This is a genomic window from Burkholderia sp. Bp9016 (assembly GCF_003857765.1).
GTDB lineage: Bacteria > Pseudomonadota > Gammaproteobacteria > Burkholderiales > Burkholderiaceae > Burkholderia.
In genome coordinates, this window is record NZ_QTPY01000002.1 from 131,790 (window position 1) to 154,533 (window position 22,744).

Annotated in this window: 22 protein-coding genes; 7 read left to right on the top strand and 15 right to left on the bottom strand. The window is 66.5% G+C overall.

All coding sequences use genetic code 11. From position 1 onward, the window contains the following. Positions 1-23: 23 nt before the first annotated feature. The 9 genes from DIE13_RS02975 to DIE13_RS03015 all read right to left on the bottom strand — a co-directional run bounded on the left by DIE13_RS02975 (position 24) and on the right by DIE13_RS03015 (position 10,011). The gene (locus DIE13_RS02975; RefSeq protein WP_124825764.1) at positions 24-1,043 is read right to left on the bottom strand and encodes an ABC transporter permease; all 1,020 of its coding nucleotides are present in this window, start codon (positions 1,041-1,043) and stop codon (positions 24-26) included. Next, entirely contained in the window at positions 1,040-2,665 is a 1,626-nt protein-coding gene (locus DIE13_RS02980; RefSeq protein WP_124825765.1) for a sugar ABC transporter ATP-binding protein, read from the bottom strand. Before DIE13_RS02980 ends, DIE13_RS02975 begins: the two co-directional genes overlap by 4 nt. 150 nt (positions 2,666-2,815) lie before the next feature. Beyond that, positions 2,816-3,766: a sugar ABC transporter substrate-binding protein gene (locus DIE13_RS02985; protein WP_096505414.1), complete on the bottom strand. Its 951-nt coding sequence runs from the start codon at positions 3,764-3,766 to the stop codon at positions 2,816-2,818. A gap of 327 nt (positions 3,767-4,093) precedes the next feature. Next, entirely contained in the window at positions 4,094-4,480 is a 387-nt protein-coding gene (locus DIE13_RS02990; protein ID WP_124825766.1) for a DUF805 domain-containing protein, read from the bottom strand. Positions 4,481-4,922: 442 nt separating this feature from the next. Beyond that, a complete protein-coding gene (locus DIE13_RS02995) occupies positions 4,923-5,849 on the bottom strand; it encodes a CysB family HTH-type transcriptional regulator (RefSeq protein WP_096505416.1) in 927 nt (308 codons plus the stop codon). An 80-nt stretch (positions 5,850-5,929) separates the two neighbouring features. Further along, complete coding sequence (locus DIE13_RS03000; RefSeq protein ID WP_124825767.1) at positions 5,930-6,988, bottom strand: sulfate/molybdate ABC transporter ATP-binding protein; 1,059 nt, start codon at positions 6,986-6,988, stop codon at positions 5,930-5,932. A gap of 13 nt (positions 6,989-7,001) precedes the next feature. Then, positions 7,002-7,949 (bottom strand): sulfate ABC transporter permease subunit CysW, encoded by a 948-nt coding sequence (gene cysW / locus DIE13_RS03005; RefSeq protein ID WP_124825768.1) that lies wholly within the window; start codon positions 7,947-7,949, stop codon positions 7,002-7,004. Next, entirely contained in the window at positions 7,946-8,839 is an 894-nt protein-coding gene (gene cysT, locus DIE13_RS03010; protein WP_124825769.1) for a sulfate ABC transporter permease subunit CysT, read from the bottom strand. The genes cysW and cysT overlap by 4 nt, the downstream gene beginning before the upstream one ends. A gap of 134 nt (positions 8,840-8,973) precedes the next feature. Further along, positions 8,974-10,011 (bottom strand): sulfate ABC transporter substrate-binding protein, encoded by a 1,038-nt coding sequence (locus tag DIE13_RS03015; RefSeq protein ID WP_124825770.1) that lies wholly within the window; start codon positions 10,009-10,011, stop codon positions 8,974-8,976. Between the two features lie 264 nt (positions 10,012-10,275). On the opposite strand from DIE13_RS03015, the gene lexA reads away from it, so the two are divergent. Genes lexA through DIE13_RS03035 form a run of 3 tightly spaced genes read left to right on the top strand, consistent with a single transcriptional unit; the run spans position 10,276 to position 12,004 of the window. Next, entirely contained in the window at positions 10,276-10,923 is a 648-nt protein-coding gene (lexA, locus tag DIE13_RS03025; protein ID WP_124825771.1) for a transcriptional repressor LexA, read from the top strand. 26 nt (positions 10,924-10,949) lie between these two features. Continuing rightward, positions 10,950-11,288 (top strand): hypothetical protein, encoded by a 339-nt coding sequence (locus DIE13_RS03030; protein ID WP_096505430.1) that lies wholly within the window; start codon positions 10,950-10,952, stop codon positions 11,286-11,288. Between the two features lie 29 nt (positions 11,289-11,317). Continuing rightward, positions 11,318-12,004 (top strand): DUF2939 domain-containing protein, encoded by a 687-nt coding sequence (locus DIE13_RS03035; RefSeq protein WP_124825772.1) that lies wholly within the window; start codon positions 11,318-11,320, stop codon positions 12,002-12,004. 92 nt (positions 12,005-12,096) lie between these two features. Here the strand turns inward: DIE13_RS03035 and DIE13_RS03040 are convergent, their stop codons facing one another. Continuing rightward, positions 12,097-12,594 (bottom strand): universal stress protein, encoded by a 498-nt coding sequence (locus DIE13_RS03040; protein WP_124825773.1) that lies wholly within the window; start codon positions 12,592-12,594, stop codon positions 12,097-12,099. A gap of 325 nt (positions 12,595-12,919) precedes the next feature. Between DIE13_RS03040 and nodI the strand changes: the two genes are divergently transcribed. Both nodI and DIE13_RS03055 read left to right on the top strand, forming a co-directional pair. Further along, complete coding sequence (nodI, locus tag DIE13_RS03050; RefSeq protein ID WP_233409967.1) at positions 12,920-13,834, top strand: nodulation factor ABC transporter ATP-binding protein NodI; 915 nt, start codon at positions 12,920-12,922, stop codon at positions 13,832-13,834. A gap of 6 nt (positions 13,835-13,840) precedes the next feature. Further along, entirely contained in the window at positions 13,841-14,674 is an 834-nt protein-coding gene (locus DIE13_RS03055) for an ABC transporter permease (RefSeq protein WP_096505440.1), read from the top strand. A 45-nt stretch (positions 14,675-14,719) separates the two neighbouring features. On the opposite strand, the gene DIE13_RS03060 is transcribed toward DIE13_RS03055, so the two are convergent. From DIE13_RS03060 to DIE13_RS03075, 4 genes are all read right to left on the bottom strand, one after another. Continuing rightward, a complete protein-coding gene (locus DIE13_RS03060) occupies positions 14,720-15,142 on the bottom strand; it encodes a hypothetical protein (RefSeq protein WP_059524488.1) in 423 nt (140 codons plus the stop codon). Positions 15,143-15,367: 225 nt separating this feature from the next. Beyond that, the gene (locus DIE13_RS03065) at positions 15,368-16,426 is read right to left on the bottom strand and encodes a permease (protein ID WP_124825776.1); all 1,059 of its coding nucleotides are present in this window, start codon (positions 16,424-16,426) and stop codon (positions 15,368-15,370) included. After that, complete coding sequence (gene mnmH, locus DIE13_RS03070) at positions 16,423-17,550, bottom strand: tRNA 2-selenouridine(34) synthase MnmH (protein WP_124825777.1); 1,128 nt, start codon at positions 17,548-17,550, stop codon at positions 16,423-16,425. The genes DIE13_RS03065 and mnmH overlap by 4 nt, the downstream gene beginning before the upstream one ends. A gap of 64 nt (positions 17,551-17,614) precedes the next feature. Further along, positions 17,615-18,568, bottom strand: coding sequence for a LysR family transcriptional regulator (locus DIE13_RS03075; RefSeq protein WP_124825778.1), 954 nt, complete (start codon positions 18,566-18,568; stop codon positions 17,615-17,617). A gap of 163 nt (positions 18,569-18,731) precedes the next feature. Between DIE13_RS03075 and DIE13_RS03080 the strand changes: the two genes are divergently transcribed. Next, positions 18,732-20,153, top strand: a complete 1,422-nt coding sequence (locus DIE13_RS03080; RefSeq protein WP_124825779.1) for a M20 family metallopeptidase — start codon at positions 18,732-18,734, stop codon at positions 20,151-20,153. 34 nt (positions 20,154-20,187) lie between these two features. Continuing rightward, entirely contained in the window at positions 20,188-21,474 is a 1,287-nt protein-coding gene (locus DIE13_RS03085; RefSeq protein ID WP_124825780.1) for an MFS transporter, read from the top strand. A 75-nt stretch (positions 21,475-21,549) separates the two neighbouring features. Here the strand turns inward: DIE13_RS03085 and DIE13_RS03090 are convergent, their stop codons facing one another. Then, positions 21,550-22,602, bottom strand: a complete 1,053-nt coding sequence (locus DIE13_RS03090) for an NADP(H)-dependent aldo-keto reductase (RefSeq protein ID WP_124825781.1) — start codon at positions 22,600-22,602, stop codon at positions 21,550-21,552. Positions 22,603-22,744 lie beyond the last annotated feature (142 nt).

Sequence of the window (22,744 nt, forward strand, 5' to 3'; positions counted from 1 at the left end):
TCTGGTCTGCCTTTCGTGTAGTTCTACCGCGCGCGCGTGCGCCGGCTGCGATATGTATCGAGCACGACCGCCACCACGATCACCGCCCCGGTGATGATTCGTTTGGTCGGCTCGTTCGCGCCGATCTGCGCCAGCCCGGCGGCCAGCACGGAGATGATCAACACGCCGAAGAACGTGCTGATCACCGAGCCGCGCCCGCCCATCAGGCTCGTGCCGCCGATCACGACGGCCGCGATCACCTGCAGCTCGAGGCCGACGCCCGCATTCGGGTCGGCGGCCTCGAGCCGCGAAATCTGGAACAGCGACGCGAGTCCCGCGAGCGCGCCCATCAATGCGAATACGACGATTTTATACGGCCGCGGGTTAACCCCCGCAAGTCTTACCGCTTCCTCGTTCGTGCCGATCCCGACCAGATAACGCCCGAACACCGTACGCGCAAGCACGAACTGTGCCGCGATCGTCACCGCGACCGCGATCAGGAACGCCGGCGAGATGCCGAGCGCGATCGGGTTCGACAGGAAATCGAACGCATCGCCGATGTACGCGGTACGCGAATTCGTCAGCTGGTAAGCGACGCCGCGCGCCGCCTCCAGCACGCCGAGCGACACGATGAACGACGGAATCCGCCAGCCGACCGTGATCGCGCCCGTCAGCGCGCCGGTGACGGTCGCGATCGCGATCCCGATCAGCGCCGCCGGCAACGGCCCCCATTGCCACTTCAATGCGGCCACGCTGACCATCGACGCGGCCAGTGCCAGCACCGAGCCGACCGACAGGTCGATCCCCGCGATGATCAGCACGAAGGTCATCCCGACCGACATCACGACGAGATCGGGAATCTGGTTCGCGATCGTACTGAACGTATCGTAGGTCAGGAAATGCGAGCTCAGCGTCGAGAACAGCACGATCATCGCGGCGAGCGCGCCGGCGAGCCCGAGATAGTTCGACAAACCGAGCCGCGTGCCGGACAGCGCGCGGGCACGACGCCCCGCCACGGTCTGCGGGGCGCCTGCGTCGGTCGGGGATACGGGAGGCTGGGTCATGGCTGTCGTCCTGTCGTCGAAGTGCCGCTCGGTGTGCCGGAAGCCGCGCGCGATGCTGCCTGCGCATCCGGCTGCCGCGCGCCGTCCGGCAGCGCTTCGCGGCCGAAGCCGGCGAACGCCGCGGCCAGCAGCGCATCCTGGGTCCAGTTGCCGCGCTCGAACACGGCGGTCATGCGGCCGGCCGACATCACGCCGATCCGGTCGCAGATCAACATCAGCTCGCGCAGGTCGCTCGAGACGACCACCAGCGCGCGGCCCTCGCGCGCGAGCGCGCCCATCAGCGCATAGATCTCGAATTTGGCGCCGACGTCGATGCCGCGCGTGGGTTCGTCGAACAGCAGCACGCCCATCTCGCGCGCGAGCCAGCGGCCGATCACGACTTTCTGCTGGTTGCCGCCCGACAACTCGCCGACCGCCTGCGCGGCGCCGTGCGTGCGGATCCGCAGCGCGTCGATCTGCTGCTCGGCGAGCGCCGTCTCGCGCGCCGTATCGACGATGCCGCCGCGTGCGAGCCGGTCGAGCTGCCCCAGCGACACGTTCGACGTGACCGACTGCGACAGCAGCAACCCTTCGCCCTTGCGGTCCTCGGTGATCAGCGCGATGCCGTGCTTCACCGCGTCGACCGGCGAGCCGATGCGCACGGGCTTCAGCGGATCGCCGACCGCGATCATCCCGGCGTCCGGCGTATCCGCGCCGTAGATCAACCGCAGCAATTCGGTGCGCCCCGCGCCGATCAGCCCCGAGATCCCGAAGATTTCACCCGTGCGCACCTCGAGCGACACGTCCTGCACGGCCGTGCCGCGCGTCATGCCCGATACGACGAGTCGCGGCACGCCGATATGACGTGCGCCGAGATCGATGCGTTCGCCGATCTCGCGCCCGACCATCAGCGTGACGAGCCCGTCGGACGTCGTCGCGGCCATGTCGCCGACGTGCACGAGCCGGCCGTCGCGCAACACCGCAACGCGCTCGGCCACGCGCGCGAGTTCCTCGAGACGGTGCGAGATGTAGACGATCGCCACGCCGCGCGCCTTGAGCCGGTCGATCTGCTCGAACAGCAGTTCGACCTCGCGCGCCGTCAGCATCGCGGTCGGCTCGTCGAGGATCAGCACGCGACAGTCGCCGATCAGGTTGCGCGCGATCTCGACCATCTGCTGATGGCCGATACCGAGCGCGCCGACCGGCGTATCGGGGTCGACCGCGTCGAGGCCGACCTGCGCCATCGCGGCGCGCGCGTCCTCGCGCAGCCGCGCGCGGTCGATGATGCCGAAGCGGCGCGGCAGACGGTTCAGGAACAGGTTTTCGGCGACCGTCAGCGTCGGCAGCAGGTTCAGTTCCTGCATCACCATGCGCACGCCGAGCGCTTCGGCCTGCGTGCGGCTCGCCGGCGCATAGGCCTGGCCGCCGAGTTGCATCGTGCCGGTCGTCGGATCGACGAGGCCGCCGATGATCTTCGACAGCGTGCTCTTGCCGGCGCCGTTCTCGCCCGTCAGCGCGAGCGCTTCGCCCGACGCGAGCGTCAGCGTGACGTCGGCGAGCACGGGTTCGGCGTAGGTTTTGCCCACACCGGAGACGGACAGCACGGGGACGGCTGAACGGGGGGGTTGGAAGGTCGGTTCCATCGCGATCCTGGTTGCGGCCGCGCGCACGCGGCGCGCGGGTATGACGCTCACAAGTGCATGTGCATGCAGTGGCCGTGATCGCGCTCACCCCGGATAACGGCCGCCGGCCCGCATTCTTGAGGGCGGCGGCGGCCGCGACCGGCAGCGGCGTTACTTCGTCACGAGATCCACCGGCGTCTCGACCACGCCGGACAAGTCGGCCTGCTTGCGATGCTCGGCGATCGCCTTGAGCGCCGTATCAATGCCGAACACCGCCTGCTTCGCCGCATACTGGTCGGCGGTCGCGAGCACGCGGCCGTCCTTCAGCATCGGCTTGATCGCGTTGATGTTGTCGTAGCCGACCACGAACACCTTGCCCTGCTTGCCTGCCGCGCGCACCGCCGACACGGCGCCGATCGCCATGTTGTCGTTGCCGCACAGCAGCGCGCGCAGGTTCGGGTATTCGTTGAGCATCGCGGACGCAACCGCATTGCCCTTGTCGATTTCCCATTCGCCCGACTGCACCGACACGACCTTCATCCCGCCCGCCTTCATCGCGTCCTGGAAGCCGGCCGTGCGCTGTTGCGCGTTGGTCGTCGTCGACACGCCCTCGACGATGCCGACCTGATCGCCCGCCTTCAGCCGCTTCGCGAGATAGTCGCCGATCTTGCGCGCGCCCTTGCGGTTGTCCGGCCCGACGAACGGCACGTTCAGGTTCTTCGACTTCAGCACGTCCGGATCGAGCCGGTTGTCGATGTTTACGACGATGATGCCCGCGTCGACCGCCTTCTTCACGACCGGCACGAGCGCCTTCGAATCGGCCGGCGCGAGCACGATCGCATCGACCTTCGACACGATCATCTGCTCGACGATGCGGATCTGGTTCGCGGTGTCGGTCTCGTCCTTGATGCCGTTGGTGATCAGGTCGAACTGGCTGGCGTTGTGCTTCTGGTATTCCTTCGCGCCGTTTTCCATCGTGAGGAAGAACTCGTTGGCGAGCGACTTCATCACGAGCGCGACCTTCGGCTTGGCTGCAGATTGCGCGTGAACGGCCGGTGCGGCAGCGACCGCGACGGCGGCAAGCGCGGCGGTCAGGAAGCGACGGCGAAAGAGGACATTCATACACATCTCCTGGCGACTGGCCCGACGGGCCGGATTGTTGTTTGGCTGTTGTTTTAATGTGAGCAAACGTTTGCGCCACACTTCCCGGACATTGGCCATCGATGTTGCTTGTCGGTACCACGGAATGGAAGCAAGGCAGACGGCCGACTGCCTGACGCGTGCTATCATTGACGCGCCACCGCCGGCGGGACGCCGGCGGAGTGAGGGCTATGCTGTACCGTTTCGGTTCGGCGCGCAACCCGTCTGATCAATATTTAAGGGTTTATTCTGAGCGCCCCACGGGGTGTATCGCGGGGCGGCGGCAATACATACGCCGGTTGCCGTACCTCATGCCGGACCCTGCGGTGCCGATTCGTCGCGATCGTCCGACGGTGGCTCGCCGAAGCGGTTCGCGTGCGGCGTGCCAGCGATGAAACCGTTCATCACGAACAACGCGATCGCGCCGACGATCGGCACGAAAATCAACAGCATCCACCACCCCGACTTGTCGATGTCGTGCAGGCGCTTGACGCCGACCGCGATCGACGACCATATCGAGACGACGGCAATCGCCAGAAAAACGAGCACCAGCAGCAGCGGCAGATCCTCGGCCGACGCGCCGCGAGACCTCGCATCGAAGAGCGCGCTGAGCACGGCATAGACGAGCGCGTAAATCCACCATGGCAAGCGCCCGATCCGGCCTTCGAAGGAAAAGAGAAACCGTTTCAGATTCATTGTTCCGCCCTGTTTCGTGCGCGCCGCACGCCGTGATGGCGATGAGGTCGTGGTCGGGAATCGGCATGGGCCACGTGCGGTGGGCCCTCGAATCTGCCGTGCGCTTTTTCGGCTTTTTCTACTTTCGCCGGGTGTGGCGTCGCGACGCGATGCACGCCGACGAGTACCGCGCGGCCACCGCCCACCCGGTGGTGCCGACGCGATTCACCGACCGGTATTGCGGCGAATTAAATCATATCTCCGTAAAAATGCCGCGTTCGATATGGTCGATGCGAAGCGGTCGAACGTGCCGTCTTGTTTTTCTGTTAGTCGGCAAACGCTCGAAAGGCGTCGCTTCGCATGAACCGGATCGGGCGCGACGGAGGCAAATCCGTCGTCATGGCGAGCCCTTGCAACACATTCGGCGGACGCATGCCGCGCCGCCGAAATATCGCCCGTGCAATCAGACCGCTTCGCGCAGCAGCCCCGCGATTTCCGCTTCGTTCAAATGCGGCGCGAACATCTCGATCAGCCGGTACGCATACGCGCGCAGGAACGCGCCCTTGCGCAGCCCGACACGCGTCGTGCTCGCCTCGAACAGATGCTGCGTGTCGAGCGCAACCAGGCCCGTGTCGCGCTGCGGATCGAAGGCCATTGCCGCAACGACGCCGATCCCCATCCCGAGTTCGACATAGGTCTTGATCACGTCCGCGTCGATCGCGGTCAGCACCACATCCGGCACTGCGCCGGCCTGCGTGAACGCCTGGTCGATGTGCGAGCGGCCCGTGAAATCCTGATCGTACGTGATGATCGGATATTCGGCGATTTCCTCGAGCGTCAGGTTCTCGCGACCGACGAGCGGATGCCCCTTCGGCACGACGACCGTGTGGTGCCACGAATAGCACGGGAACGTGACGATGTCCGGATAGCGGTCGAGCGCCTCGGTCGAGATGCCGAGATCGGCCTCGCCGTTCAGGATCATCTGCGCGATCTGCTGCGGGCTGCCCTGGCGCAGCGCGAGATGCACCTTCGGGAACACGTCGGTGAACTGCCGGATCACCTTCGGCAATGCGTAGCGCGCCTGCGTGTGCGTCGTCGCGACGACGAGGTGGCCGCTGTCCTGGTCCGCGAACTGACGGGCGACACGGCGCAGGTTCTCGGCGTCGAGCAGCATCCGCTCGATCAACTGGTGCACGGCCTTGCCGGGCTCCGTGAGCCCGGTGAGGCGCTTGCCGCGCCGAATGAAGATGTCGACGCCCAGTTCGTCCTCGAGATCCTTGATCTGCTTCGACACGCCCGACTGCGACGTATACAGCACGTTCGCGACTTCGGTCAGGTTCATGTTCTGACGCACGGCTTCGCGCACGAAACGCAATTGCTGAAAATTCATGGGTATGCCTCTTAGGCTGTCGTTGTTCGAATGACGATTCGGAGCGGTATCCGCTCTCTTCTCTTTACCGGGTTCGGGCGTCAGTGTGCGGGAAATACGCGCACCGCGCGCGGTACCGCGGTCGCGCCGTCGCCGACCTGCAACGCGAGCGCACGCCACGCGTCGCGATCGAGTTCGGCTTCGAGCGCGCCGCCTGCACGCGCCTCGAGCTCGACCCGCACCGAGCCGCCGAGCGGAATCACGCGGCGCACGTCCACCGCGATGCCGTCACGATGCCCGTCGCCGACCGGCCGGAGCTGCAGGTCGTGCGGCCGCACGTATGCGTTCGCGGGGCCCGCGAAATCGGCGTCGACCGCGATCGGCGCCGACGCGCCTTCGGCGACGAAGCCGCGCCCGGCAACCGTGCCCGGCAGCCGGTTCGCCGCGCCGAGGAATTCGTAGACGAACGCGCTTTGCGGATGATCGTAGACGTCTTGCGGGCTGCCGACCTGCTCTACGTGACCGCGGTTCAGCACGACGATCCGGTCCGCCACTTCGAGCGCTTCCTCCTGGTCGTGCGTGACGAAGATCGTCGAAATGTGCAGGTCGTCGTGCAGACGCCGCAGCCAGCCGCGCAATTCCTTGCGCACCTTCGCGTCGAGCGCGCCGAACGGCTCGTCGAGCAGCAGCACCTTCGGTTCGACCGCGAGCGCACGCGCCAGCGCGATCCGCTGGCGCTGGCCGCCCGACAGTTCGGACGGATAGCGCTGCGCAAGCCAGTCGAGCTGCACAAGCTTCAGCAGCTCATGCACCTTGTCCCGGATCACGGCTTCCGACGGCCGCTCGCGACGCGGCTTCACGCGCAGCCCGAACGCGACGTTCTCGAATACGGTCATGTGGCGGAACAGCGCGTAGTGCTGGAACACGAAGCCGACCTGGCGATCGCGCGCGCCGACCGACGCGACGTCGAGCCCCTGCAGCACGACCTGGCCGGCGTCCGCGTGCTCGAGGCCCGCGATCACGCGCAGCAGCGTGGTCTTGCCGCAACCGGACGGTCCGAGCAGTGCGACGAGCTCGCCAGGCGGGAAGTCGAGCGACACGTTGTCGAGTGCGGTGAAATCGCCGAAGCGCTTTTGAAGGTGACGGACGGTGATACCCATTCTGGTTGCCTCTTTACGATTTCGACGAAATGACGGCGACGGGGCCGGCATGAGCGGGAACGTCATCGCGTGCGCCAGCCAGTTCGGCGGCGAGGTGACGTTCGGCGAGCAGTTTCAGCGCGAGCGTGACGAGCGCAAGCAGCGCGAGCACCGACGCCACCGCGAACGCCGCCGCGAAGTTGTATTCGTTGTACAGAATCTCGACGTGCAGCGGCATCGTGTCAGTCACGCCGCGGATGTGGCCGGACACGACCGACACCGCACCGAACTCGCCCATTGCGCGCGCGTTGCACAGGATCACGCCGTACAGCAGGCCCCACTTCACGTTCGGCAGCGTCACGCGGCGGAAGATCTGCCAGCCCGACGCACCGAGCACGCGCGCGGCCTCTTCCTCGTCGGTGCCCTGCGCCTGCATCAGCGGAATCAGCTCGCGCGCGACGAACGGGAACGTGACGAAGATCGTCGCGAGCACGATGCCCGGCACCGCGAAGATGATCTGCACGTCGTGATCCTGCAGCCACGGGCCGAGCCAGCCCTGCGCACCGAACAGCAGCACGTACACGAGGCCCGAGATCACCGGCGACACCGAGAACGGCAGGTCGATCAGCGTGGTGAGCAGCGCCTTGCCGCGGAATTCGAATTTCGCGATCGCCCACGACGCGCACACGCCGAACACGAGGTTCAGCGGCACCGCGATCACGGCGACGGTCAGCGTCAGCTTGATCGCCGACCACGCGTCGGGATCGGCGAGCGATTCGAAATAGAAGCCGACGCCCTTGCGCAGCGCCTCGACGAACACCGCGGCGAGCGGCACGACGAGGAAAAACGCGAGGAACGCCAGCGCAACGCCGATCAGCAGCCAGCGCACGGCGCGCGGCTCGCTGACGGGATCGAGCTGTTTCGCGGCGCGCGCGAGCGCCGCGGACGGATTGTTCAGCACGGCGGTGGACTCCTGGCTCATTGCTGGCCTCCTGCTGCGGCAACGGTGACGGTCGTCGGCGCGGGGCCGCTCGCCCCCTTGCTCGTCCTGCGCTGCAGATACCACTGCAGCGTGTTGATCAACAACAGCATCAGGAACGACACGACCAGCATCACGACCGCCAGCGCGGTGGCGCCCGCGTAGTCGTACTGCTCGAGTTTCGTGATGATGAGCAGCGACGTGATCTCGGATTTCATCGGCACGTTACCGGCGATGAAGATCACCGACCCGTATTCGCCGAGCGCACGCGCGAACGCGAGCGCGAAGCCGGTGAGCAGCGCAGGCAGCACGGCCGGCAGCACGACGCGACGGAACGTGAGCCAGCGCGATGCGCCGAGGCATGCGGCGGCCTCTTCCTGCTCGCGCTCGAAATCCTCCAGCACCGGCTGCACTGTGCGCACGACGAACGGCAGCCCGATGAAGGTCAGCGCGACCAGCACGCCGACCGGCGTGAACGCGATCTTGATGCCGAACGGCGCGAGATACTGGCCGACCCAGCCGTTGGTCGCATAGACGGCCGCGAGCGAGATGCCGGCGACCGACGTCGGCAGCGCGAACGGCAGGTCGACGATCGCGTCGATGAGGCGCTTGAACGGGAACGTGTAGCGCACCAGCACCCACGCGACGAGAAAGCCGAACACGGCGTTGATCACGGCGCCGCCCAGGGCGGAGGCGAACGTCAGCCGGTACGACGCGAGAACGCGCGGCGACGTGACGGCGGTGACGAACTGGTCCCACGACAGCGTCGCGGTCTTCAGGAACGTGGCGGCGAGCGGGATCAGCACCACGAGGCTCAAATAGGCCACCGTGATGCCGAGTGTCACGCCGAAACCGGGCAGCGCGCTCGGCTTGCGAAAGGTGTACGTCGTCATCGGATGCTCTTGCTGGGTCGATGCTGCTCACGGGTCCGACGCAAATGCCGGCGCGGGGAGTCGCGCCGGCAGGCCGTCGAGGATGCGGCGCGCTGTCGTGGCGCGCCGCTGTCGTTATGGTTCGTTGCGTGGCGTTACTGCGGCTTGTAAATCGAATCGAACACGCCGCCATCCGCGAAATGCGTCTTCTGCGCATTCGTCCAGCCGCCGAACGTGTCGTCGACCGTGTACAGCTTCAGCTTCGGGAACTGCTTGGTCAGCTCCGCCGGCACGTTCTTCGAGCGCGGACGGTAGTAGTTGCGTGCCGCGATCTCCTGGCCCTGCGGGCTGTACAGGAAGTTCAGGTAGGCCTCGGCCAGCTTGCGCGTGCCCTTCTTGTCGACCACCTTGTCCACCACCGCGACGGGCGGCTCGGCCAGGATGCTCACCGACGGCACGACGATCTCGAACTTGTCGGTGCCAAATTCCTTGATCGACAGGAACGCCTCGTTTTCCCATGCGATCAGCACGTCGCCGATCCCGCGCTGCACGAAGCTCGTCGTCGCACCCCGCGCGCCCGAATCGAGCACGCCGGCGTTCCTGTACAGCTTCGTCACGAATTCCTTCGCCGTCTGCTCGTTGCCGCCCGGCTTGTGCACGGCATACGCCCACGCGGCGAGGTAGTTCCAGCGTGCGCCGCCCGACGTCTTCGGGTTCGGCGTGACGATCGAGATACCCGGCTTGGTCAGGTCGTCCCAGTCCTTGATCCCCTTCGGGTTGCCCTTGCGCACCAGGAACACGATCGTCGACGTGTACGGCGACGCGTTGTCCGGCAGGCGCTTTTGCCAGTCCTTGTTGATGAGCCCCTTGTTCGCGAGCGCGTCGATGTCGTACGCGAGCGCCAACGTGACGACGTCGGCCTGCAGGCCGTCGAGCACCGAGCGCGCCTGCGCACCCGAGCCGCCGTGCGACTGCTTGAAGTTGACCGTCTCGCCCGTCTTCGCCTTCCACTCCTTGCCGAACGCCTGGTTGAAGTCCTGATACAGCTCGCGCGTCGGGTCGTACGACACGTTCAGGAACGTCGTATCGGCCTGGGCATGCGTCGCGACGCCCAGCGCCGCCGCCGCGCCCAGCGCGAGTGTTGCGATCAGGCGGCCCACTCCGCCCGCCAGCCCCGTATTGCGCTTCGCCATCCTTGGTTCTCCAGTGTTGTCGGTATTGCGATGTCGAGCCAGTCTAACGAACGGGTTACATGATTAAAAATAATCGTTCTTCATTTTTTAATACTCAAAAGTGCTAACGCATACTGGACGGACGGTTGCGGCAGACGAACCGGCGTCCGGACGTCGCGACATCGCGCCGGAATCGGCGCGATCGCGTCGAACCTCAAGTAACACTTGAAATTCGCGGAGTACTGTATAAAAATACAGCTCACTGTCTATCCATACAGTTCAGCCATGACCAAACTCACTGCCCGTCAGCAGCAAGTGTTCGACTTGATCCGCCGCGCGATCGAGCGCTCCGGATTCCCGCCCACGCGCGCCGAGATCGCGGCCGAACTGGGTTTCAGCTCGCCGAATGCAGCCGAGGAACATCTGCGTGCGCTGGCGCGCAAGGGCGTGATCGAGCTGGCCGCCGGCGCCTCGCGCGGCATCCGCCTGCTCGGCCTCGACGACGCACCGCACCAGTTCACGCTGCCGCATGCCGGCCTGATGCAACTGTCGCTGCCGCTTGTCGGCCGCGTCGCGGCCGGTAGCCCGATCCTCGCGCAGGAACATATCTCGCAGCATTACGCATGCGATCCCGCGCTGTTCACCAGCAAGCCGGACTACCTGCTGAAGGTCCGCGGCCTGTCGATGCGCGATGCCGGCATTCTCGATGGCGATTTGCTCGCGGTGCAGAAGCGCACCGAAGCGAAGGACGGCCAGATCATCGTCGCGCGTCTGGGCGACGACGTCACGGTCAAGCGCCTGATGCGCCGGCCCGGCGGCCTCGAGCTGATCGCGGAGAACCCGGATTACGAAAACATCTTCGTCAAGGCCGGCAGCGCGGAGTTTGCGCTGGAAGGCATCGCCGTCGGGCTGATCCGCTCGGGCGAACTCTGACAATCAGTCTCGCTGAGGAGAACTCCATGGAACGCCTTGCCCGTCTGCTGCCTTTCCGTCAATTCGGTCGCCTGCGTCACCTGCGCGGCCGCACGCCCTGCGCGCCGCTGTCCGCTGCAGCGCCCGTGGCGAGCCAAGAAGTCGCAGTTGAACGGCAGGCGTCGCTGCTGCCGTCAGCGCTGCCCGCGTTTGCACGGGTATCGCTGAACGCGGGCCTGAATCACGCCGAGCCGGCGCGCCGCGCGCCCGTGCGCGTGTATCACGGCCGGTCGCGGCTGATCATGGTCGGCACGATCGACGCCGTGTGCCGGATGATCGATCGCTGCATCGCAGAGGAACGATCAGCCCAGCAAGGCGGTCTCTGATTGCGGAACCTGTCCGCACCGGAGGCATCGTGACTGAATCGCCGGGCCGCACGTCGCGGCTCAAACCCTTGCTGATCGTCGCGCTGGCCGTCGTCGTCATTGCGGCGATCGGCTACGCGTACGCATCGCCGTACGTCGCGCTCGGTCGCCTGAAATCGGCGATCGACGCGCGCGATGCGCAAGCGGTCAGTGAGTATGTCGATTTCCCGTCCCTGCGCATCAGCCTGAAGCAGCAAGTCACGGAAGAGTTGATGCGCCGGATCGACTCGGTCAAAAAGAACAATCCGTTCGCGGTGATCGGCGCATTGATCGGGTCCGCATTGATCGGCCCGCTGGTCGACGCATATGCGACACCGGAAGGCGTGGCGGCGCTGATGAGTGGCATACCGCCGCGAGGCAATCCGGGCGAACGCCCGCCTGAATGGTCTGGTCCGCCTCCGGGCACGACTGCTGGCAATGAACCGGCCGCGCCGGCGAGCGCACCCGCACCCGGCAGCAACGCCGCTCCCCCTGCTGCTACGGCACCGGCGCCGTCGTCCGCACCGGCCGGTGCGAGCAATGCAGGCCATCCGCAGCAAACGAGCGCCGGCTACCGGAATATCGATGAATTTGTCGTGACCTACCAGCGCAGCGGCGACGGCACACGCTATGCGGCGATCTTTCATCGCTTCGGTCTATTCTCGTGGAAGCTGTCCGAGATCGACCTGCACGCGTAATCGATCGCAATCGATGTGCATGCCGCCGATACGGCACAGCGCGTGACCGACGTGAATCGCCGGTCGAGTCAGTCGGTCACGTCATCATTGCGTCACTTGCCGCTCGTGGTCGCCGCTTCGCGCTCGCGCGCAATCTCGGCCTTTTGCTCTTCGGCCGACGAACACGCAACCAGAATGCTGCAGTTCACGCGATCGAGCAGTTGCGTGTTGCCCGACCCCATCCACCATCTCGACAACCCGCTGCGGCACCGATGGCCGACGACGACGAGATCCGCCTGCAATTCGGTTGCGAGATTCGCGATTTCGTCGATCGGATAACCGAACGCGAAATGGCCTTCGGCCTGAACGCCGCGCTCGCGCAGCCAGTTCACGCCTTCCTGCAGAATCTCGCGGGCCGTTTCCTCGAAACGGCCGCATGCGACGTCGGTCAGCAGACCCGCGCTCTGGGCGATGCTCGAGCGCATGTCGACGACCGACAGCAAATGCGTTTCCGCCTTCAGATCCAGCGCGAGATTGGCGCCGCACCGCAATGCCTTGCGCCCTTCGAGCGTGCCGTCGTAGCACAGCAGAATCTTGTTGTAGCAAGCCATGAAGCCTCCCTATCGCGAATACGTACCGATGCATTCATCATGGTGCGCCGCAATTCCGGATGCAAGGGATGGAAAACGCTGATTCGCCCCGCATGGCGGGTCGGCGATGATGCAGTGCACGATCCATGCAGGCAATCGCCGTGCCGCGCGCGGCATGCCCTGAAGAGACGCAGCCGATGCACTAGAATGGCCCATTCGTGCCGCCGGCACGCGTTCGCTTCGGTCATGCTCGTGTGACACGCATTCGCCCGGTCCGTTCGCATGGCGGCACACGCACCGGCCGGCAGCGACACGCACCGCAGCCGCTTACAACGACAAAATTGCCATGTCCGTTGCACCGATCGATTTCCGAAACGTCGAAAAACGCTATGGCGACAAGCTCGTCGTCAACGGTCTGTCCTTTCACGTCGAGGCTGGCGAATGCTACGGCCTGCTCGGGCCGAACGGCGCCGGCAAGACCACGACGCTGAAGATGCTGCTCGGTCTCGCCTATCCCGATGCAGGCACCATTTCGCTGTGCGGCGAACCGGTTCCGTCGCGTGCGCGGCATGCGCGTCACCGCGTCGGGGTCGTCCCGCAGTTCGACAATCTCGACCCCGACTTCACGGTTCGCGAAAACCTGCTCGTGTTCAGCCGCTATTTCGGGATGTCGGCGCAGGCCGCGCGCGCGCTCGTACAACCGCTGCTCGAATTCGCAAAGCTGGAAAACAAGGCCGATGCCAAGGTCGGCGAACTGTCGGGCGGGATGAAACGCCGCCTGACGCTCGCCCGAGCGCTCGTCAACGATCCCGACGTGCTGGTGCTCGACGAGCCGACCACCGGCCTCGATCCGCAGGCGCGGCACCTGATGTGGGAGCGGTTGCGCTCGCTGCTTGCACGCGGCAAGACGATCCTGATCACCACGCACTTCATGGAGGAAGCCGAACGCCTGTGCGACCGGCTGTGCGTGATCGAGGAAGGCCGCAAGATCGCCGAAGGCGCACCGCACGCGCTGATCGAATCGGAAATCGGCTGCGACGTGATCGAGATCTACGGGCCGGATCCGGTCGCGCTGCGCGACGAGCTGGCGCCGTTCGCGAAGCACACCGAGATCAGCGGCGAGACGCTGTTCTGCTACGTGACCGACCCGGAACCGCTCAGCGCGCGACTCAAGGGTCGCCCGGGGTTGCGCTATCTGCATCGTCCGGCCAATCTGGAAGACGTGTTCCTGCGGCTCACGGGCCGCGAAATGCAGGACTGACCGATCATGGACGTACGCAACTATTCCGCCGCCGCGCCGTCCGCACCGCCGCGCGAGTCGCGCTTTGCGATCGCGCTGCCCGCGAACGCGACCAACTGGATCGCCGTGTGGCGGCGCAACTATCTCGTGTGGCGCAAGCTGGCGCTGGCGTCGATGTTCGGCAATCTCGCCGATCCGATGATCTACCTGTTCGGGCTGGGGTTCGGGCTCGGCCTGATGCTCGGCCACGTCGACGGCGTGTCGTATATCGCGTTCCTCGCGGCCGGCACGGTCGGATCGAGCGTGATGATGTCCGCGAGCTTCGAGTCGATGTATTCGGGCTTCTCGAGGATGCACGTGCAGCGCACCTGGGAAGCGATCATGCACACGCCGCTCGCGCTGGGCGACATCGTGCTCGGTGAAATCGTCTGGGGCGCGAGCAAGGCGATGCTGTCGGGCGTCGCGATCATGATCGTCGCGGGGCTGCTCGGCTATGCGCAGTTTCCGTCGATGCTCGCGGCGCTGCCCGTGATTGTGCTCGCCGGTCTCGCTTTCGCAAGCACAGCAATGATCGTCACGGCGCTCGCGCCGTCCTACGATTTCTTCATGTTCTATCAGACGCTCGTGCTGACGCCGATGCTGCTGCTGTCGGGCGTGTTCTTCCCGATCACGCAGTTGCCGCCGGTCGCGCAGCACGCGGCGCATGCACTGCCGCTCGCGAACGCGGTCGAGTTGATCCGGCCCGCGATGCTCGGCCGGCCGGCGACCGACATCGGTCTTCACGTCGCGGTGCTCGCCGGCTACGCAGTGGGCGGATTCGTGGTCTCCGCGTGGCTGTTCCGGCGGCGGATGATGCGCTGACGGCCGGCGGGCACCGTGCCGGCTCGATACGACGTGGCGACGACGTTACTCGTCGTCGTCGCTCCACGGAATTTCGACGTCGGTCAGGAATGCGACAGTCGCAAGCGGGCCGCCTTCCTGGCGGCCGAGCTTGCCGTCCGCGCGATGCCATTCGACGCGAAACTGCGTGCCCGGATCGTCGGCAATCAGATAGACCGCGCGCAGTTCTTCCGCGTCGGCTTCGTCGACCGGACCGTCGAACGACACCAGCATCTTCTGCGGCCACAGGCCGTTGACCGGATCGTAAATGCGATCGCCCTGCGGAATGTCGATGCTCGCCTCGACGCCGATCGTGGCGGAGGCTTCGATGATCATCGTGCCGAGCGCGTTCAGCACGGCAGTCGCCCGCGCGGAATTGGCCTGGCGGATCGCGAGATCGCCGCGCGTCAGCGCCTTTTCGAGTCGAGGATGAATCTTCGGTTGGGTCATGCGTTTTCCTGTTTGCTTCTTGTAAAGGGCACCGCACGCATGGAGCGGCGGCGCCGGATGAATACGACTGATGCGTGGCGGGAGCGGCCTGCGCGTACGGCGGTGCGCAATCACGCGCGCCCTTCGACGCCGGCAGCCGGGCATCTCGCTCCCCGCTTGCCGGCCGCCGAGACGAGCCGGCTGGCCGAGATGGCGCGCCGGATTACCGTCCCGTCCGCGCGCCCGTCAGAACCCGAACGCGATTGCGAGCAGCCCGCTCGCGATCCCGAACACAATGACGAGGCCCGTGACGATCGCCAGCGTGGTCGGCTTGAACGAACGCGCGAGCATCGCGAGGGACGGCACGCTGATCGGCGGCAGCGTCATCAGCAGCGCGGCGGCCGGGCCGACACCCATGCCGAGCGACAGCATCGCCTGGATGATCGGCACCTCGCCGGCCGTCGGAATCACGAACAACGTGCCCGCCACCGCGAACGCGATGATCCAGCCGAGATGGTTGCCGATGTCCGGGCCGATATGCGGAAACAGCCACGCACGCGCCGCACCGAGCAGCAGCACGAGCACGATGTATTCGGGGATGAGCCGCACGGCCATGCGCGCGAACAGCTTCACCCAGCGCACGAACGGATTGCCCGCCGCGGCCTGCTCGGCAACCAGCGCGGCCAGTTGCGCGTCGTCGATGCTGCGCTCTTCCGGACGTGCGATCCGGTTCAGCAGGTAGCCGATCCCGAACACCATCGCGAGGCCGAGGACCAGCCGCAGCGCACTCCAGTGCCAGCCGAGCACGAAACCCATAAACACCAGCGCGGCCGGATTCAGCACCGTGTTGCCGAGCCAGAACGCGACCGCGCCGCCCGGCGACGCGTGCCGCGCACGCAGGCCCGCGACGACCGGCGCCGCGCAGCACGTGCACATCATGCCGGGCAGCGACAACAGGCCGCCTGCGGCGACGCTGCCGAAGCCGGTGCGGCCAAGCACGCGCGCAACCCACTGCACGGGCAGCAGTGCCTGCACGGCCGAACCGAGCAGCAGGCCGAGCACCATCGCCTGCCAGATCGCCTTGCCGTATGCCCATGCGTAGTCGAGCGCCGCCTTCAGCGACGGCTCGGGCGCCGTCGCCGACGTGCCCATCAGGATCGACTGGCCGATCGAATGATGTTCGGCGGCAACGAACGCCTTGTTGTAATACGGAAACCATTTTACGTAGAACAGTCCCGCGACCGCGATCAGCAGGAAAGTCATCCAGCCGAGCGCCGGACTGGGTTGGGTGCGTGTGGTCGTCATCGTGTGGTGATCGATTGGTCTTGATCGGTTGTGGATTCCACGCCTGCCGCCAGCGCGGCCGACGCAGGCAGGCCCGCTTGCGCGAGCCGGCCCAGCAGCGTGCGCGCCTGATCGCGCACGTCGGCCGCGTTCGGCTGGAACGTGAACGTCAGCACCCGGTTCGGCTTGTTGTACGTTGCACGATAGGTGCGCGCATAAGCGGGATCGTAATGCTTGTCGATCAGTTCGGTGAACAGGTCAGCCCGCGCGTCGGCATCGATCAGCGCATTCCAGTGCGCCACCTGGTCACGACTGTGCAGGCCGATCAGCCGTTGAAGCTGCGCCTTGAACGCAGCCGGCGCGTCGAACAGATGGGCGTAGTCTTCAAGGAGGAACGCGATGCGCTCGTCGTGCGCCGCTTCGACCTGCACCCACGGCCCGGCGTGAAACGCGTCGATCAGCGCGATCGGCAGATGCACGAGCCCGATCCTGCGGCTTTCCGATTCGACGAACACCGGCCATTCGGGGTCGAAACGCCCGAGCGTCTCGACAAGCCCCGAATCGAACCCCTTCTGCGACGGCTGCGGCTTGCCCGGCAGCGCGCCGAGCAGCGAGCCGCGATGACACGCGAGCGCCTCGAGATCGAGCGTCTGCGCGCCCACGTCGCCCAGCGCGTTCAGCAGCCGCGTCTTGCCGCAACCCGTATGACCGACGAGCGCGATGTAGCGAAACCGCGTCGGCAGCGTGTCGAGCGTCGCACATACCGACTGGCGGTACGCCTTGTAGCCGCCGTCGAGCTGGCGCGCCTGCCAGCCGATCAGGTTGAACCAGGTCGTCATCGAGCCCGAGCGCTTGCCGCCGCGCCAGCAGTAGATCAGCGGCCGCCAGTTGCGCGGCCGGTCGGCGAACGTGGTGTCGAGATGACGCGCGATGTTGCGTGCAACCATTGCCGCGCCGACACGCGTCGCTTCGTACGGCGATACCTGCCGGTACATCGTACCGACGATCACGCGCTCCTCGTTGCTGAGCACGGGCGCGTTCAGCGCGCCGGGGATATGGTCCTCGGCGAACTCGAGCGGCGTACGCACGTCGATGATCTCGTCGAACTCGCCGGCGCGATCGAGGGTGACAATCAGGTTCTTCAATTTGGCGTCGAACAGGGGCGATGCGGCTCGACGAGCCGCACGGGCACGGAAGGCGGATTCACGATTATCTCACGCCCGGGCGTCCCGGGCCGCACGCGGCAACCGGCGGCGCCGATGCGGCGCTCATCACGTCGACCAGATGGTCGCGAAACGCGCGCACGGACGCGGGCAGATCGCGCCCCGCCATGGTCTGCACCTGGATGCTGCGCTCGCGCAACTGCGGGTTCGAAACAGGAACGATAACGAAGCCGTCCGCGTCGAAACGGTCCCGCACCGACAGCAGGCCCGTGAACATCACGGCCCCGGTGCGCTGCGCGTAGCGATACATCACCGCAGTGTTGTTGCTGGTCAGCTCGGGCTCGAGCATCAACCCCTCGAGTACGCACGCGATGTCGATCAGCTGGCGCACCGTCGTGCCGGCCTCGGGCAGCACGTGCGGGTGCCGCGCGACATCGGCGAGCGACACCGACTCGCGCGCCGCGAGCGGATGGTCGTGCCGCACGAGCGCGAAGACCGGCGCGCGTTCGGTATGTTCGACGCGCACGCCCTGCTCCGGCGCGAGACTGAACGTCAGCCCGATATCGGCATCGCCGTCGCGTACGCGCCGCGTCGCATCCGCCGGCGACACGACCCACACCGAGAAATCGACACCCGGATGGCGCGCCTTGAAGCTCGCGAGCGCGCCCGGCAGGAAATCGATCGCGAACCCTTCCGAGCAGGCGATTTTCAGCAGGCTGCCGTGCAGCGCCTCGAGCCCGCCGATTTCCTTCATTACGTGCTCGGCCTCCAGCAGGCTGCGCTGCGCGAAGCCGAGCAGCCGTTCGCCCGCCTCCGACAGCGCCATCCCGCGCGGCCGGCGCTCGAACAGCGGTGCGCCGAGCTCGCTCTCGAGCTTCGCGATCTGGCGGCTGATCGCCGACACGGCGACGTGCAGTCGCGCGGACGCGTCGCTGATCGACCCGGTGCGCGCCACTTCGACGAAGTACCGCAGCGCAAGACCATGCAGGAAAGCCGCCATCGTTCTGTCCCCGTGCCACTGCGGGCCGCCAAGCTTTGCCTTTTCGGCAAAGAAATGTTCGAAATTCGATCATTGTGACAAAAAAAACGGCTTTCTAGAATCGATCGCACTCCCGGTTGCGCGCACCGTGCGCGCGCCGGCAATACGATAGAGGAGACACGTCTTGAGCCGTACCGCCGCCATCCAGCACGCGCTGAACCAGTTCGAATCGGGCGCGTTCTTCACGACCCTCGGCCGCCGCGTCGGCCTGCGCACCGAAAGCCAGGAAAGCGGTACGGGCGCCGCCCTGCGCGCCTACCTGACCGACGAAATCGCGCCGGAGGCCGCCCGCCTCGGCTTCACGTCGCGGATCGTCGACAACCCCGTCGACGGTGGTGGCCCGTTCCTGCTGGCATCGCGCCACGAGGACGACGCCCTGCCGACCGTGCTGATCTACGGTCACGGCGATGTCGTGCGCGGCTACGACGCGCAATGGCGCGCGCCGCTGTCACCGTGGACGCTGACCGCCGAAGGCGATCGCTGGTATGGCCGCGGCAGCGCTGACAACAAGGGCCAGCACACGATCAATCTCGCCGCGTTGGCGAGCGTGCTCGACGCGCGCGGCGGCCGGCTCGGCTTCAACGCGAAGCTGCTGATCGAGATGGGCGAGGAAACCGGTTCCCCGGGCCTCGACGCGCTATGCCGCCGGGAGCGCGACGCGCTCGCGGCCGACGTGCTGATCGCATCCGACGGGCCGCGCATCGCCGCCGAACGTCCGACCGTATTCCTCGGCTCGCGCGGCGCGGTCAATTTCAAGCTGAGCCTGCGCGCGCGCGATGGCGGTCATCACTCCGGCAACTGGGGCGGGCTGCTGCGCAATCCGGCGACCGTGCTCGCCAACGCGCTCGCATGCCTCGTCGATGCGCGCGGCGCGATCCGCGTCGCGGGGCTGCGCCCGCCGCCGATCCCGGCGGCCGTGCGCACGGCGCTCGCCGACCTGTCGGTGGGCGGCGGTCCCGGCGATCCGGCGCTCGATGCCGACTGGGGCGAGCCCGGCCTGTCCGCCGCGGAGCGCGTGTTCGGCTGGAACACGTTCGAGATCCTCGCGTTCAAGGCCGGCAATCCCGAACATCCGGTCAATGCGATTCCGCCCGTCGCGTATGCGCACTGCCAGTTGCGTTTCGTGGTCGGCACCGATTGGGAAGCGCTGCACACGCATCTGCGTGCGCATCTCGACGCGCATGGCTTCGCCGACATCGAGATCGACGTCGAACGCGGCGCACCGGCGACGCGCCTGTCGCCGGACGATCCGTGGGTACGCTGGGCCGTCGCGTCACTCGCGTGCACGACCGGCAAGAAGCCCGCGATCCTGCCCAATCTCGGCGGCACGCTGCCGAACGAAGTGTTCGCCGACACGCTCGGGCTGCCGACGCTATGGGTTCCGCATTCGTATCCGGCGTGTTCGCAGCATGCGCCCGACGAGCATCTGCTCGCGAGCGTCGTGCGCGAGGGACTGCAGATGATGGCCGGCCTCTTCTGGGATCTCGGCGATGCCGCGCCGCCCGTTCGCCGCACCGCGCCCGCCGCAGCCGGCGCCGCCCTGTAACGCGCTTCGCCCTTTCTCGGGACATGCTCACACGATGAATACGACCACCCTGACCTCGCAGGACGCCGCCAGCCCCAGCGCCGCGAAAATACGGCGCATCATCTTCGCGGCGTCGATCGGCAACGCACTCGAATGGTTCGACCTGATCGTCTACGGCTTTTTCGCGGTAACGATCGCCAAGCTGTTCTTCCCCGCGACGAGCGAGGCGACGTCGCTGCTGCTCACGCTCGGCACGTTCGGGCTGTCGTACCTGATTCGGCCGATCGGCGGTTTCGTGCTCGGCGCCTACGCCGACCGTGCGGGCCGCAAGGCATCGCTGCTGCTATCGATCGGCATGATGATGGTCGGTACGCTGCTGATCGCGCTGATGCCGACCTACGCATCGATCGGCATCCTCGCGCCGCTCGGGATCATGCTGTCGCGGCTGATGCAGGGCTTTTCCGCCGGCGGCGAATTCGCGAGCTCGACCGCCTTCCTCGTCGAACATGCCCCGCAGCGGCGCGGCTTCATGTCGAGCTGGCAGTTCGCGAGCCAGGGCCTCGCGACGCTGCTCGCGTCGGGGTTCGGGGCATTGCTGACGTCGACGCTCACGACCGCCCAGCTCGAAAGCTGGGGCTGGCGCGTGCCATTCCTGTTCGGCCTCGCGATCGGTCCGATCGGGCTCTACATTCGCCGCTATGTCGACGAAGGCGTCGAGTTCAAGACGCAGGCGCGCTCCGAAGCACCGGTGCGCGAGCTGTTCGCGGACCAGAAGATGCGCGTGCTGCTATCGATCGGTGTGCTCGTGATCTCGACCGCGATCAACTACATGGTGCTGTACATGCCGACGTATGCGATCAAGCAGCTCGGACTGCCGGCGTCGACCGGCTTCGCGGCGACGCTCGCGACTGGTGTCGTGCTGACGCTCGTCACGCCGCTCGTCGGTCACCTGTCCGATCGCACCGGGCGCATTCGCGTGATGACGGCCGCGGCCGTGCTGATGCTCGCCACGGTATGGCCGACGTTCGTGTGGCTCACGCATCACGCGTCGTTCGCGACGATGCTCGCCGCGCTGATCTGGATCGGCCTGCTGAAAGCGACGTATTGCGGCGCGCTGCCGGCGCTGATGGCCGAGCTGTTCCCGTCGCAGACCCGTGCGACCGGCCTCGCGGTCAGCTACAACACGGGCGTCACGCTGTTCGGCGGTTTCGCGCCGTTCATGATCACGTGGCTGATCAGCGCGACCGGCAACCGGTTGTCGCCGGCGCTGTATCTGATGGGTTGCGCGGTGTTGAGTCTCGTCGCGCTGCTGGTCGCGCGTGCCCGGCTCGGGATGCGCTGACGACGCAAACGACGGCGGCCACGTGCGTCCAACGCGGCCCGTCGTGGCATCGCTGCCGCGCGGGCCCCACGCCGTTTACGGCGCCGGGTTCGGCTGCCGTTCGTGCAGCGCGTCGATCTCGGCAAGGATCTCGTCGGACAACGTCACGTCGATGCTGCCGATGTTCTCCTTCAGTTGCTCGAGCGACGTCGCGCCGACCAGGTTGCTGCGCACGAACGGCCGGCTGTTGACGAACGCCAGCGCGAGCTGCGCGGGCGACAGCCCATGGCGTTTCGCGAGCTCGACGTAGCGCGACGTCGCCTCGACCGCCTGCGGCTTGCTGTAGCGCTGGAAGCGTTCGAACAGCGTAATGCGTGCACCGGCCGGGCGCGCGCCGTTCTCGTACTTGCCGGACAGCCAGCCGAACGCGAGCGGCGAATAGGCGAGCAGGCCGACCCCGTCGCGATGCGTAAATTCCGACAGACCGTTCTCGAACGTGCGGTTCAGCAGGCTGTACGGGTTCTGGATGCTCGCGATGCGCGGCAGCCCGAGCTTCTCGGCCGCACGCAGGAATTGCGCGACGCCCCACGGCGTTTCGTTCGACACGCCGATCGCGCGGACCTTGCCGGCCTTCACGAATTCCGCAAGCACGCCCAGCGTTTCCTCGATCGGCACCGTGTACGTGTCGTCGACCCACGGATACGCGGGGCGGCCGAACGTGGTCGTGCTGCGATCGGGCCAGTGCAGCTGGTACAGGTCGACGTAGTCGGTCTGCAGGCGTTTGAGGCTGCCGTCCAGCGCTTCGGTCAGGTTCTTGCGGTCGAACTGGTTGCCTTCACCGCGAATATGACGCGGATTGTGCGGTTGCCGCGCCGGGCCCGCGATCTTCGTCGCAAGCACGATCCGGTCGCGCTGCGCGCGATGCTGCGCGAGCCAGGTACCGATGTATTGCTCCGTGCGGCCCTGGGTATCGGGCTTCGGAGGCACCGGGTACATTTCCGCGGCGTCGATCAGCGTGACGCCCTGCGCAAGCGCGTAATCGATCTGCTCGTGTGCGTCGCGCTCCGAATTCTGCTCGCCCCACGTCATCGTGCCGAGACCGATCAGGCTGACCTCGATACCTGAATCGCCGAGTGTGCGGTATTCCATGCTGTTCCTTCGCGGGGAGGTGGAAAGCAGGAACGCTATCACATTGAAGCGAACGCTTCAGATGGCCGACGCGGACGCTTACAGGCCGCCTTCGGCCGGCCCGCCGGGCAAGCAACAGGTATGCACCGTCCCGCGCGTGCCG

Bases quoted from the DNA above. Each gene is read 5' to 3' on its own strand.
- cysT (WP_124825769.1), bottom strand. From the start codon at position 8,839: ATGACGACGTACACCTTTCGCAAGCCGAGCGCGCTGCCCGGTTTCGGC.
- DIE13_RS03015 (WP_124825770.1), bottom strand. From the start codon at position 10,011: ATGGCGAAGCGCAATACGGGGCTGGCGGGCGGAGTGGGCCGCCTGATC.
- DIE13_RS03065 (WP_124825776.1), bottom strand. From the start codon at position 16,426: ATGACGACCACACGCACCCAACCCAGTCCGGCGCTCGGCTGGATGACT.
- DIE13_RS03055 (WP_096505440.1), top strand. From the start codon at position 13,841: ATGGACGTACGCAACTATTCCGCCGCCGCGCCGTCCGCACCGCCGCGC.
- cysW (WP_124825768.1), bottom strand. From the start codon at position 7,949: ATGAGCCAGGAGTCCACCGCCGTGCTGAACAATCCGTCCGCGGCGCTC.
- DIE13_RS02980 (WP_124825765.1), bottom strand. From the start codon at position 2,665: ATGGAACCGACCTTCCAACCCCCCCGTTCAGCCGTCCCCGTGCTGTCC.
- DIE13_RS02975 (WP_124825764.1), bottom strand. From the start codon at position 1,043: ATGACCCAGCCTCCCGTATCCCCGACCGACGCAGGCGCCCCGCAGACC.
- lexA (WP_124825771.1), top strand. From the start codon at position 10,276: ATGACCAAACTCACTGCCCGTCAGCAGCAAGTGTTCGACTTGATCCGC.
- DIE13_RS03085 (WP_124825780.1), top strand. From the start codon at position 20,188: ATGAATACGACCACCCTGACCTCGCAGGACGCCGCCAGCCCCAGCGCC.
- DIE13_RS02985 (WP_096505414.1), bottom strand. From the start codon at position 3,766: ATGAATGTCCTCTTTCGCCGTCGCTTCCTGACCGCCGCGCTTGCCGCC.
- DIE13_RS03090 (WP_124825781.1), bottom strand. From the start codon at position 22,602: ATGGAATACCGCACACTCGGCGATTCAGGTATCGAGGTCAGCCTGATC.
- DIE13_RS02990 (WP_124825766.1), bottom strand. From the start codon at position 4,480: ATGAATCTGAAACGGTTTCTCTTTTCCTTCGAAGGCCGGATCGGGCGC.
- DIE13_RS03060 (WP_059524488.1), bottom strand. From the start codon at position 15,142: ATGACCCAACCGAAGATTCATCCTCGACTCGAAAAGGCGCTGACGCGC.
- DIE13_RS03075 (WP_124825778.1), bottom strand. From the start codon at position 18,568: ATGGCGGCTTTCCTGCATGGTCTTGCGCTGCGGTACTTCGTCGAAGTG.
- DIE13_RS03030 (WP_096505430.1), top strand. From the start codon at position 10,950: ATGGAACGCCTTGCCCGTCTGCTGCCTTTCCGTCAATTCGGTCGCCTG.
- DIE13_RS03040 (WP_124825773.1), bottom strand. From the start codon at position 12,594: ATGGCTTGCTACAACAAGATTCTGCTGTGCTACGACGGCACGCTCGAA.
- DIE13_RS02995 (WP_096505416.1), bottom strand. From the start codon at position 5,849: ATGAATTTTCAGCAATTGCGTTTCGTGCGCGAAGCCGTGCGTCAGAAC.
- DIE13_RS03000 (WP_124825767.1), bottom strand. From the start codon at position 6,988: ATGGGTATCACCGTCCGTCACCTTCAAAAGCGCTTCGGCGATTTCACC.
- nodI (WP_233409967.1), top strand. From the start codon at position 12,920: ATGTCCGTTGCACCGATCGATTTCCGAAACGTCGAAAAACGCTATGGC.